Origin of the sequence: Lysinibacillus sp. C5.1 (genome assembly GCF_016350185.1) — a bacterium.
GTDB lineage: Bacteria > Bacillota > Bacilli > Bacillales_A > Planococcaceae > Lysinibacillus > Lysinibacillus sphaericus.
Window position 1 is genome coordinate 4679115 of sequence record NZ_CP066226.1, and the last position, 11703, is coordinate 4690817.

Genomic DNA, 11703 nt, shown 5'->3' on the forward strand with positions numbered 1-11703 from the left:
ATTGAGCACTTCTTACAAATAAAAATGAAAGTGAGTTTTTTTATGAATACTATTCCAAATTTAGTACTGCCCTATTCGCTTCATCACGAAAGTAAAAATGCTGTTTGGCAATTGAGTACATTATTTTTAGAGTATATTCCTTTTCATCATGAACGTCTTATTTTTTGTTGTATCGGAAGTGATCGTTGCACTGGGGATACATTAGGGCCATTAACAGGTAGTTTTTTGAAAAAGTCTGTTAGTTTCCCTTATGAAGTTGTAGGAACTTTAGAAAATCCATTGCATGCCCTCAACTTAGATTCAACCATACAGCAGTTACACCATCATACTACGAAACCTTTTATTATTGCGATTGATGCATGTCTAGGTAGTGAACAAAACGTTGGACATATTGCAGTGCAGAACGGGCCAATATTGCCTGGGAAAGCAGTAAAAAAAGAATTGCCCCCAATTGGTGACATTTCCGTTAAAGGAATCGTCAATATTGGAGGCTTTATGGAAATGCTCGTGTTACAAAATACGCGACTGCATATCTCTTATGCTATGGCTGAAAAGCTTTCAAGAGCTTTACTGCTTGCTGCGCATCGCTACTCATTGAAAAGGATAGATGATGGCAACCATGATGCCGACAACGACAATACCCGGCAACAAGTTAGCAGCCTTGATCTTTGTTAGGCCTGCTATATTTAACCCTATCGCTAAAATCATAACACCACCTACTGATGTCATTTCTGTAATGAACATCTGTAGGGCGTCATCTGGGATATATACACTGATGACGCCTGCAAAAATTGCAATTACCGCTTGGTATACAAATACTGGAACGGCTGATAATAATACGCCAATACCTAAAGTAGAAGCTAAAATAATCGATGTAAAACCATCAATAATACCTTTTGTTATTAGGACATTATGATCCTGTCGTAGCCCGCTATCAAGTGCGCCTATAATCGCCATGGAACCAACAACAAATATTAATGATGCAGTTACAAAGCCTTCTGCAATATTAATTTGATTGTCATTCGTACGTCTTTTACTAAAAAGTGATTCAATCCACTGACCAAGTCGATTCATTTGCTTATCTAAATCTAGCCATTCTCCTATCACAGTTCCTACTACTAAACTTACCACTAATATAATAAAATTATTACTCTCGAAGCCCATTTTGATTCCTAAAAGTGCAACGGATAAGCCAATAATCGATAATACAGAAGCTTTCATCGACTCAGGAATATTTTTAAAAATGCGCCCCACCAATGCACCGACTATAATCAACAGTGCATTAATTAATGCTCCTAAAATTACCACAAAAGGCCTACCTTCTCTCTAGAAAAATAGAGAGCGCCTAGTATATTGGCGCTCTAATTACATTAGTGGACTATTAATCATCTTCTTGAATGTTTAATATTTCCAAAATACGTTCCAAATCATCTTCTGAGTAAAATTCAATTTCAATTTTACCTTTGTTATTTGTCTTTTTAATTTGAACGTTTGTACCAAAATAATCCCGTAATTGCGATTCTTTCGCTACAACAAAAATATCCTTCTTCTTCGGTTGCGATGTTTCACGTGAAACTTCTTCATTTAAACTTTGCACCAAAATTTCTACCTGACGCACATTCAAGCCTTGTTTAATAATCTTGCGTGCAACTTCTGGGATTCTTCTTTTATTTTTTAATCCAAGTAAGGCACGTCCTTGTCCCATTGATAATATACCTTCATTCATCAACGCGCGAATTTCCTCTGGCAAAGCTAATAAACGAACGTGATTCGCAATATGCGGTCTACTCTTACCTAAGCGTTTAGATAACTCCTCCTGTGTTAGATGTAAGTTTTCCATTAGACTTTGGTATGCTTCTGCCTCTTCAATAACTGTTAAATCTTCACGTTGTAAATTTTCTAAAATAGCAAGCTCCATCATTTGTGAGTCCGTCAGTTCTTTAACAATCGCTGGCAGTAATTCTAGGCCTGCTAACTGTGCCGCTCTATAACGACGTTCTCCTGCTACAATTTCATATTTTTGTCCTTTTTTCCGTACAGCAATTGGTTGTAAAATACCGTGTTCCTGAATTGAATCAGCTAATTCTTGTAATGTTTCTTCATCGAATATTTTACGAGGCTGAAATGGATTTGCGACTATTAGCTTTAGTTGTAGTTCTTCTACTTTTTCACTTTGTTCTAACGATTCTCCTGGAAATAGAGCACCAATACCTTTTCCTAAACCTTTAGCCATTTTTTATCACTTCCCTCGCCATCTCTAAATAAACTTCAGCACCTCTTGATTTTGCATCATAAATAATAATAGGCTGTCCATGACTTGGAGCCTCACTTAATCGTACATTACGAGGAATAATCGTTTTATATACTTTATCTTGAAAATATTTTTTCACTTCATCAATTACTTGTAACCCTAAATTGGTTCTTGCATCAAGCATTGTTAATAATACGCCATCAATATATAACTGCTGATTCAAATGCTTTTGCACTAAACGCACAGTCGATAATAATTGACTTAACCCTTCTAATGCATAATATTCACATTGCACAGGAATTATCAGTGCATCAGACGCGGTTAATGCATTAATTGTTAGTAGCCCTAATGATGGTGGGCAATCAATAATAATATAGTCATAGTCTTCTTTAATGTCTTGAAGTGCATGCTTTAAGCGTACTTCACGAGAAATCGTTGAAACTAATTCAATCTCTGCTCCCGCTAAAGAAATGGTTGCAGGGACGATATATAGATTTTCAACATTTGTTTGTTGGACGACATTTTCAACGTTTTCGTCATCGATTAGTACATCATAAATACAACTTTGTATTTCCCCTTTATTAATGCCCAGTCCACTTGTTGTATTGCCCTGTGGATCTGTATCAATCAATAGCACTTTTTTTCCTAAATATGCTAGACAAGCGCTTAAATTGACCGATGTTGTTGTTTTACCTACGCCACCCTTTTGATTGGCGATTGCTATAATTCTACCCATTTAAAAGCACCTGCTTTCATCTATCAAAGTTTGCTTTGACAAATCCATTTGTAAAATCATTGTTCAATACCGTTATCTTACTTATCATTCTATCAAAAAAACTCAACAGAGTTGTATAAAATATTAAGAATATATACAAAAAAGGAGGCATCTTAGATTTATTTCTAAGATCCTCCCCTGTATTCCACATATAAAACCGTACAAATTACTTTTTTAATATAATTAAATTAAGATTTCTTCTTTTTAGGTATTTTTACTGTAATTTGATAGTATTCTTCTGTATCTTCTTCTTCTGTCTTAACCGTTATACCACTTTTTGTCACCATTGATAGTGATTGTTTAATCGTATTTAGGGCTATGCGGACATCCTTACTTATTGCTTTTCTTTTCGGCTTCACTTTTTTAGGAATGGCTTCTTCTTGATCCACCGCTTCTGGATGTAATAATGCATGGATGTGCTCTTCTAATTGGCGAACATTCCAATCATGCTCAATCGCTTGATGCAAAACTTCTAATTGTAATGTTTGATCTTTAATAGCAATTAGTGCACGTGCATGTCTTTCAGAAATTTGACGCTTTAATATAGCTTGCTGCACTTCTTCAGGAAGCTTTAATAGACGTAATTTATTGGCTACCGTGGATTGTCCTTTTCCTAGTCGTTGGGCAAGAGCTTCTTGTGTTAGCTCATGAAGCTCTAATAATTTTTGGTAGGCCACTGCCTCTTCAATTGCCGTTAACTCTTCACGTTGAAGGTTTTCAATTAATGCAATTGATGCTGTTTCCTTATCCGTTAAATTCCGTACAATCGCAGGAACTTCTGTCCATTGCAGCTTTTTCATTGCGCGGTAACGACGCTCACCGGCGATGATTTCATATTGATTGTTTGCTGTGCTACGTACAACAATTGGTTGAATCACACCATGGGTATGAATGGTTCTAGATAATTCTTCAATTTTTTCGTCATCAAAAATAGTACGTGGCTGAAAACGGTTTGGTACGATTTGATCGATTGGAAGCTTAATGACCTCTTCTGTTGCACGAACCGCCTCTGCTTGTTCTACTTCATTTTCCACAATAGGCTCTGCTTTATTTCCGCCTCCAAAAAAACGTGAAAAAGGACTTTTCATCCAAGTGGCACCACCTTTAAGTAACTATCTTGCTCTGTCTCATTCTATTATTATTTATTATATTTCCTAAAATGTATATAGTTCATAGATGTCATTTGCGTGAACCATCCATAACTAGTATGTATGCTCAAACTAGAGAAAATATTTTTCCAGTTTGAGAAGTTTCACATGAAACACTAATTATTGAATAGGTGTTTTATTTGGTACACCAGGCTTACGCGGATATTTTTTTGGCGTTCCTTTTATTTTATCAAAAACATATAAAGTACGTTCACTTTCTTCAACAGGTAAAGTAAAAGAAAATTCTTCTTTTAATGTCACACCTAAAGTGACCAATGCTTTTTTTGCATCTTTTAATTCTTCTGGACCTGCCGCAGCCTTTAACGCAACAAAGTAACCACCCTGTTTTGCTAGTGGTACACATAATTCTGATAGTACAGACAAGCGAGCTACTGCACGGGCTGTTACAACATCAAATTGTTCACGATATTTAATATTTTGACCAAATTCTTCTGCACGGGCATGGACAAAATGCATATGATCTAACTGTAATTCTTCACTTAAATGATTTAAAAATGTAATGCGTTTATTTAAAGAATCTACAATTGTTACTTGTAAATGTGGGAAGCAGATTTTAATTGGAATACTAGGAAAACCAGCTCCAGCTCCTACATCACAAACGGTTGTTACCTGTGTAAAATCAAAATAAAATGAGGCACTAATAGAATCATAGAAATGTTTTAGATAGACACCTTCAAAATCTGTGATTGCTGTTAGGTTCATCTTTTCATTCCACTCGACAAGCAGTTCAAAATACTTTTTGAACTGTGCTAGTTGCTTGTCAGAAAGTTCTATCCCCTTGTCCTTCAATGCCTCAATAAATTGTTGTTCGTTCATGTAAGGTCTCCTTTAAAAAATGGCTCAATATTTGTTTGGTCGCACATAACAAAACGTTGAAGGATAATATAGCCTTAAAAATAGGAAGCGGGCACAATGGTATGCCCGCCTCTTATTCACTTTGTTGTTGCGCTATTATTCGCCACTTACACGTGCGATTTTCCCTTGTTCAATGTAAACAAGTAGAATCGAAATATCTGCAGGATTTACCCCTGAAATTCGAGACGCCTGTGCAATGGAAAGCGGAATTACTTGTTTTAATTTTTGTCGTGCTTCTGTTGCAAGACCTGAAATGGCATCATAATCAATGTTCTCTGGAATTTTTTTATTTTCCATTTTATGAAGCTTTTCAACTTGTTGCAATGCTTTTTCAATATAACCTTCATATTTTAGCTGAATTTCGATTTGTTCTTTCACTTCATCAGAAAATTCAATTTCAGCTGGTATTAACGAAGACACTAAATCATAATGCATTTCCGTACGTTTTAATAAATCGGCGCCACGTATACCATCTTTCAGTTCACTACCACCTACAGAGCGAATGGCAGCTTGTGTTGTTTCATTTGGTTTAATGATTACTTCACGAAGGCGTGCAATTTCATTTTCAATTAACGCTTTTTTCTCCATGAATTGTTCATAACGTTGCTGTGATATCATGCCCATTTTGTAAGCACGTTCAACTAAACGTAAATCGGCATTGTCATGACGAAGTAGTAAACGATATTCAGCACGAGATGTTAGGAGACGATATGGCTCATTTGTACCTTTTGTTACTAAATCGTCGATTAATACACCGATGTAAGCTTCTGAACGACTTAAAATCAGTTCTTCTTTACCAAGGACATTGGCAGCAGCGTTCATCCCCGCCATCAAACCTTGAGCAGCTGCTTCTTCATAGCCAGATGTTCCGTTAATTTGACCGGCTGTATATAAACCTTTAATGCGTTTTGTTTCCAATGTTGGCCATAATTGTGTTGGAACGATAGCATCGTATTCGATTGCGTAACCAGCACGCATCATTTCAGCTTGTTCTAATCCTGGAATGGATTTTAACAAACGATGTTGCACATGTTCAGGTAAGCTTGTCGATAAACCTTGGACGTACACTTCTCTTGTATTGCGACCTTCTGGTTCTAAGAAAATTTGGTGGCGTGGCTTATCATTAAATCGTACGACTTTATCTTCGATTGAAGGACAATAGCGCGGGCCTGTTCCTTTAATCATACCTGAGTACATCGGTGAAAGATGTAAATTTGCCTCAATAATTTCATGTGTTTGAGGGCTTGTATATGTTAGCCAACATGGCAGTTGGTCCATGATAAATTCAGTTGTTTCAAAGCTAAATGCGCGTGGTACATCATCGCCTGGTTGTATTTCTGTTTTTGAATAATCAATTGTACGGCTATTGACACGAGGTGGTGTACCTGTTTTGAAGCGTACAAGGTCAAAGCCTAATTCTTTTAAATTGTCCGCTAAGCGAATGGATGGCTGTTGGTTATTTGGACCACTTGAATATTTCATGTCTCCGATAATAATTTCACCACGAAGGAATGTACCCGTTGTTACAACTACTGCTTTGGCACGATAAATTGCGCCAATTTGTGTAATAACGCCTTTTACTTCACCATCTTCTATAATAAGCTCTTCTACCATTGCTTGATGAATTGTTAAATTTTCATTTTCTTCTAACTCACGTTTCATTTCGTGTTGGTAGAGTACTTTGTCCGCTTGGGCGCGTAGTGCACGTACAGCTGGACCTTTCCCTGTATTTAACATACGCATTTGAATATGCGTTTTATCTATAACTTTCCCCATTAACCCACCTAGTGCGTCAATTTCACGAACGACAATCCCTTTTGCAGGGCCACCGATTGATGGGTTACATGGCATAAATGCAATCATATCTAAGTTGATTGTTAGCATGAGCGTGTTGGCACCCATTTTAGCAGCAGCATAGGCAGCTTCTGAACCTGCATGTCCTGCCCCTATAACAATCACATCAAACGTGCCTGCCTCATACTGTGTTGGCATGCTCGTATCTTCCCTTCTCTAGTAGAATTATTTCCCTAAACAGAACTGTGAAAATAGTTGATTGATAAGGCTTTCTTGCACCGTATCTCCAATAATTTCACCAAGTATCTCCCACGTTCTTGTTACATCTATTTGCACCATATCAACAGGTACACCAGCCTGTGCTGCAGCTAGTGCGTCCTCTACCGTCGCTTGCGCTTGGTGGAGTAATGCAATATGACGTGCATTCGATACATATGTTAAATCGCCCGCTTCAATTTGACCCTCGAAGAATAATGCAGCTATTGCTTCCTCTAACTCTGCTATTCCCTCTTCTTGTAAAAGAGAAGTTGTCACAATACGATGACTACCTGCTAATGCTTTTACACGGGCTAAATCAATTTTTTGCGGTAAATCGGTTTTATTGACAATGACGATATAATCCATCGCCTCAATTGTTTCGAATAGACGTTCATCCTCAATCGTTAATTCATCCGCATAATTTAGTACGAATAAAATTAAGTCTGCGCTACGTAACGCCTCACGAGAACGTTCAACGCCAATTCGCTCCACAATATCTTCTGTTTCACGAATGCCGGCTGTATCGACTAAACGAAGTGGTACCCCACGTACATTTACGTACTCTTCTATAATATCACGAGTTGTACCTGCAATATCTGTCACAATTGCTTTATTTTCTTGCACTAAACTATTTAAAAGTGAAGATTTCCCTACATTTGGTCGTCCTAAAATAACCGTCGATAAGCCTTCACGTAAAATTTTGCCCTGAGAGGATGTTTGTAAAAGTTTAATGATTTCATTACGTACCCATGTACATTTTTCAAGTAATACGGGCACTGTCATTTCTTCTACATCATCATACTCTGGATAATCTATATTAACCTCTACTTGCGCTAAAGTCTCTAGCAATGCTTGGCGCAAATCTCCAATAAGGCGAGATAATTTCCCATCCATTTGACCAAGTGCGACATTCATCGCACGATCTGTCTTCGCTCGAATTAAATCCATTACTGCTTCGGCCTGTGATAAATCAATACGCCCATTTAAAAACGCACGTTTTGTAAATTCACCTGGCTCTGCCAATCTTGCCCCATTTGTTAATACTAATTTTAATACGCGATTAACTGAAACGAGTCCTCCATGGCAGTTGATCTCTATTACATCCTCACGCGTGAACGTTTTTGGTCCTCGCATTAACGATAGCATTACTTCTTCTACTACCTCATTTGTTTTAGGATCGACTAAGTGTCCATAATGAATTGTATGTGAAGCCTGCTTCTTTAAACTTTTTCCACCAGGCGATTTAAAAATCTTATCTGCAATAGCTACTGCTTCATCACCACTTATGCGAACTATGGCAATAGCTCCTTCACCCATCGGTGTGGATATCGCAGCAATTGTATCGAACTCCATTTTATTACCTCCTTAACGTTATCCACATGTGGATAAATAAAACCGATCAACACTTTCTAACATCTTAGACTAACATATTTTCGATAAAATCTAAAGTAAGGATCATTTCCATTTGTGGATAAATAAAAATTTACTTACCCTTCATCATTTTCGCTTTAAACGTTCAATATCCGACATTTTACGACTGGTCACATTGCTTCATAATCTTCCTGTTTTTCAGACAGTAAAAAACGGTCACTTTATCATAACGATAAAATGACCGGTCTTTTTAGCATATGTCTGTATGCCTTTACGTAAAGAAAGTCTAAGCGTTCTTTACTGGTTCAATAACTAAATAGCGGTTTGGTTCTGTGCCTTCTGAATATGTTTCTATATCCAGACGATTCGCTAATTGATTATGAATAATTTTTCTTTCGTATGATTGCATCGGTTCAAATGCCACACGTTGATTTAACCGAAGTGCCTTGTCAGCCATACGATCCGCCAGTTGCTCTAAGGCTTGTTGTCGACGTTCACGATAGTTTTCTACGTCTAATTTCACCATTAAGAATTGTTTAGCGGTTTTATTTAAAACGAGTTGTGTTAATTGTTGTAAAGAATTTAACGTTTGACCGCGTTTCCCTATAAGTAATGCAGCCTTCTCACTTTTCAATTGAAACAGCACATATTTACCTTCACGGGCCGTTTCAATGTCAAGATCTTGAATTCCCAATTGCTCCGCTATACTTACTATATAAGCTTTTGCTTCTTCAATTGGATTTACAGTGTTATCTTCTTCCTCTTTAATGGCTTGTTGAACAGCTTCGATGTCCATTGGTTGTTCCGAAACTTGTGAACTTAATTTTGCAACGTCATCCACTACTTTTTGTTCGTTCAATTGTTCTTTAGCCGTTTCGTCTTGCTCAGCTACTTTTACTATTTCTGTAGTTGGACGAGCTTGTATTTCTTTTACAGTCACACGTACTTCTGCAGAACGTGCTCCAAAACCTAAAAATCCTTTTTTACCTTCTTGTAAAACTTCAACATCTACTTGTTCACGGGTTTTGCCAAGTTTCTGTAACGCCAATGAGATCGCTTCTTGTGTTGTTGCGCCTATTTGCGTAAGTTGTTTCACTTTTTAGCCCCTCCATTTTGAGCAGGTTGTGTTTTGTTGTTTTGCCAAGGTTTATAAATATACAGGTTTTGAAGAATCGAGATAATGTTCCCGATTACCCAATAAAGTGATAATGCAGCTGGTAATGCCATACCAAAACCGATGATCATGAATGGCATAATGTAAATCATAATTTTCATCTGAGGGTTGTCCATTGCTGGGCCCGTACGTAATACGAAAAATTGCATAATACCAGCGATAATTGCTAAAGCTGGCGCAGGGTCTGCTAATGGGAAGATAAAGAAATTTCCTAAATCAAAAGCAGCTGTAGCGTTCATTCGACTAATTGCGTGATAAAAACCAATTAAAATTGGCATTTGAATGATTACTGGTAAACATCCAGCAACTGGGTTTACACCAGACTCACTCATCAGCTTCATCATTTCTTGCTGATACTGTTTCTGTGTTTGTGCATCCTTAGAAGCATACTTCTTCTGCAATTCCTTCAATTTTGGCTGAATTTCTTGCATTTTTTTCGAGCTCTTTGTTTGTTTAATCATCAATGGAAGAATTGCTAAACGAATAATAATTGTTACTGCAATAATCCCCCATGCATACGTACCAAGTAAATCAGCAAAATATTTTATCGCTGATACTAACGGCCAAACAATGAATTCATTCCAGAAGCCTTGGCTATCTTTGGATATTGGATCGTTAAATTCTGTACACCCAGATAGTAGTAATGCTACTGATACTAGCGACAAAATTACCCAAAGTTGTTTTTTCAACCGTCTTCCCCCTACAAATACTATTCACTTTTCTAAAATCTATATGCATTGTCTCTATTCAATTTTATTTTTTCAACTGAATAAAGTTATCAGTTATTTTATCATGCAAATTAGCTTTCACTCTACTAAATATGCCAATTAAAATGTGCTCATGCAGTAAAGGGACTATCTACATTTACATAAGTTATTGTAGAACCTTTTAAAAGTGTACTTTATCGCCACTTTGGTTGCTGAATGTCTTACGATTTCTTCAATACTCTAGCAATTCGTAGTACATGCTGCAAACTTTGTTTCACTTCATGAAAATCCATAGTGGCCGCCGGATGTCTGGCGATAATAACATAGTCCATATTCGTCTTTAATTCATCTTTTAACTCATGAATACTTTGTCGAATATAACGTTTAATTTGGTTGCGTGTTACCGCATTCCCAAGCTTCTTACTAACAGATAACCCTACACGAAATTCTGTTTGTCCCTCTTTCGGCAAAAAATAAACGACAAACTGCCGATTCGCGAAAGATTTCCCCTTTTTAAACACCTTTTGAAAATCCTCATTCTTTTTCACTCGTTGGCGTTTTTTCATTACTTTCACCTGCTACTGAATTATTCTTTTGATCCTTAACGGCTTCAAAAAATAAAGAAAAAAAAGACCACTGATGTGGCTCAGTGGACTTATTTTATGCTGATAAAACTTTTCTTCCTTTACGACGACGAGCAGCAAGAACTTTGCGACCGTTTTTCGTGCTCATACGTGCGCGGAAACCGTGAACTTTGCTGTGCTTACGTTTCTTTGGTTGGTAAGTACGTTTCATTGTATATAGACACCTCCTGAATGAAAGTTGAATTTTTCAACATACAGACCTGCATATTATATAAAGTAATTAGCTATTTTGTCAATGTATTTTATAAATTTCTTTCAAATCGCCAATTCTATGTTTCCCTTTTCTCTCTTTTAAATTATCCACAGAATACTTGTTTTTTTTACACAGACTTGTGTATAGTATTTTTTGCATTATTTTTTATCCACAACTGTTATCTACAGCTTTTTCACATAAGCAGTGCTTGTGGACAACTTGAAAGTGAGTAAATCAAAGTTATGTGGATAAGTTTCATAAACTATTGAAATAGCTTTGTTTTTCTGATACGATTACTGTGCTTCACTTTGTTGAAAACTAAAACGAACTAATCTTTTATCCACAACTGTTGATATGCTGTGGATAATTTTTATCACAGCCTTTGGTTAAGTATTATCCACAACTTGTGATTTTGTGGATTAGTCGTAAAATGAACGTATTTACTTATCACATAAATGCACTATATTTTTTTATTGCTGTATATGTATTGAACTGTAAAGGAGAATAGCAGC

The 11703-nt window shown here is 36.7% G+C and carries 12 protein-coding genes; 1 reads left to right on the top strand and 11 read right to left on the bottom strand.

Annotated elements, in window-relative coordinates:
* Positions 1 to 42: 42 nt before the first annotated feature.
* A complete protein-coding gene (gene yyaC / locus I5435_RS23055) occupies positions 43 to 675 on the top strand; it encodes a spore protease YyaC (protein WP_025220908.1) in 633 nt (210 codons plus the stop codon).
* On the opposite strand, the gene I5435_RS23060 is transcribed toward yyaC, so the two are convergent.
* The 11 genes from I5435_RS23060 to rpmH all read right to left on the bottom strand — a co-directional run bounded on the left by I5435_RS23060 (position 592) and on the right by rpmH (position 11149).
* Complete coding sequence (locus I5435_RS23060; RefSeq protein WP_024364638.1) at positions 592 to 1308, bottom strand: DUF554 domain-containing protein; 717 nt, start codon at positions 1306 to 1308, stop codon at positions 592 to 594. The genes yyaC and I5435_RS23060 overlap by 84 nt on opposite strands.
* Before the next feature lie 73 nt (positions 1309 to 1381).
* On the bottom strand, positions 1382 to 2233 hold the full coding sequence (locus I5435_RS23065) for a ParB/RepB/Spo0J family partition protein (protein ID WP_229388129.1): 852 nt from the start codon (positions 2231 to 2233) through the stop codon (positions 1382 to 1384).
* Positions 2226 to 2987: a ParA family protein gene (locus tag I5435_RS23070; RefSeq protein WP_024364636.1), complete on the bottom strand. Its 762-nt coding sequence runs from the start codon at positions 2985 to 2987 to the stop codon at positions 2226 to 2228. Before I5435_RS23070 ends, I5435_RS23065 begins: the two co-directional genes overlap by 8 nt.
* Before the next feature lie 227 nt (positions 2988 to 3214).
* Positions 3215 to 4114, bottom strand: a complete 900-nt coding sequence (gene noc / locus I5435_RS23075; RefSeq protein ID WP_024364635.1) for a nucleoid occlusion protein — start codon at positions 4112 to 4114, stop codon at positions 3215 to 3217.
* A gap of 180 nt (positions 4115 to 4294) precedes the next feature.
* Positions 4295 to 5011 (bottom strand): 16S rRNA (guanine(527)-N(7))-methyltransferase RsmG, encoded by a 717-nt coding sequence (gene rsmG, locus I5435_RS23080; protein WP_024364634.1) that lies wholly within the window; start codon positions 5009 to 5011, stop codon positions 4295 to 4297.
* 135 nt (positions 5012 to 5146) lie between these two features.
* Positions 5147 to 7042: a tRNA uridine-5-carboxymethylaminomethyl(34) synthesis enzyme MnmG gene (gene mnmG, locus I5435_RS23085; protein ID WP_024364633.1), complete on the bottom strand. Its 1896-nt coding sequence runs from the start codon at positions 7040 to 7042 to the stop codon at positions 5147 to 5149.
* A 27-nt stretch (positions 7043 to 7069) separates the two neighbouring features.
* Complete coding sequence (gene mnmE, locus I5435_RS23090; protein ID WP_258842848.1) at positions 7070 to 8455, bottom strand: tRNA uridine-5-carboxymethylaminomethyl(34) synthesis GTPase MnmE; 1386 nt, start codon at positions 8453 to 8455, stop codon at positions 7070 to 7072.
* A 304-nt stretch (positions 8456 to 8759) separates the two neighbouring features.
* Positions 8760 to 9569 (bottom strand): RNA-binding cell elongation regulator Jag/EloR, encoded by an 810-nt coding sequence (gene jag / locus I5435_RS23095; RefSeq protein ID WP_024364631.1) that lies wholly within the window; start codon positions 9567 to 9569, stop codon positions 8760 to 8762.
* Complete coding sequence (yidC, locus tag I5435_RS23100; RefSeq protein WP_024364630.1) at positions 9566 to 10336, bottom strand: membrane protein insertase YidC; 771 nt, start codon at positions 10334 to 10336, stop codon at positions 9566 to 9568. The genes jag and yidC overlap by 4 nt, the downstream gene beginning before the upstream one ends.
* Before the next feature lie 239 nt (positions 10337 to 10575).
* Positions 10576 to 10920 carry a ribonuclease P protein component gene (gene rnpA / locus I5435_RS23105; protein ID WP_024364629.1) on the bottom strand — a complete coding sequence of 115 codons (345 nt, stop codon included), beginning with the start codon at positions 10918 to 10920 and terminating at the stop codon, positions 10576 to 10578.
* 94 nt (positions 10921 to 11014) lie between these two features.
* Complete coding sequence (gene rpmH / locus I5435_RS23110) at positions 11015 to 11149, bottom strand: 50S ribosomal protein L34 (protein WP_004233310.1); 135 nt, start codon at positions 11147 to 11149, stop codon at positions 11015 to 11017.
* Positions 11150 to 11703: the final 554 nt, after the last annotated feature.

Excerpts from the sequence above, each read along its gene's own strand:
- mnmG (WP_024364633.1), bottom strand. The coding sequence starts at position 7,042 with ATGCCAACACAGTATGAGGCAGGCACGTTTGATGTGATTGTTATAGGG.
- I5435_RS23070 (WP_024364636.1), bottom strand. The coding sequence starts at position 2,987 with ATGGGTAGAATTATAGCAATCGCCAATCAAAAGGGTGGCGTAGGTAAA.
- rsmG (WP_024364634.1), bottom strand. The coding sequence starts at position 5,011 with ATGAACGAACAACAATTTATTGAGGCATTGAAGGACAAGGGGATAGAA.
- yyaC (WP_025220908.1), top strand. The coding sequence starts at position 43 with ATGAATACTATTCCAAATTTAGTACTGCCCTATTCGCTTCATCACGAA.
- rpmH (WP_004233310.1), bottom strand. The coding sequence starts at position 11,149 with ATGAAACGTACTTACCAACCAAAGAAACGTAAGCACAGCAAAGTTCAC.
- mnmE (WP_258842848.1), bottom strand. The coding sequence starts at position 8,455 with ATGGAGTTCGATACAATTGCTGCGATATCCACACCGATGGGTGAAGGA.
- noc (WP_024364635.1), bottom strand. The coding sequence starts at position 4,114 with ATGAAAAGTCCTTTTTCACGTTTTTTTGGAGGCGGAAATAAAGCAGAG.
- rnpA (WP_024364629.1), bottom strand. The coding sequence starts at position 10,920 with ATGAAAAAACGCCAACGAGTGAAAAAGAATGAGGATTTTCAAAAGGTG.
- I5435_RS23065 (WP_229388129.1), bottom strand. The coding sequence starts at position 2,233 with ATGGCTAAAGGTTTAGGAAAAGGTATTGGTGCTCTATTTCCAGGAGAA.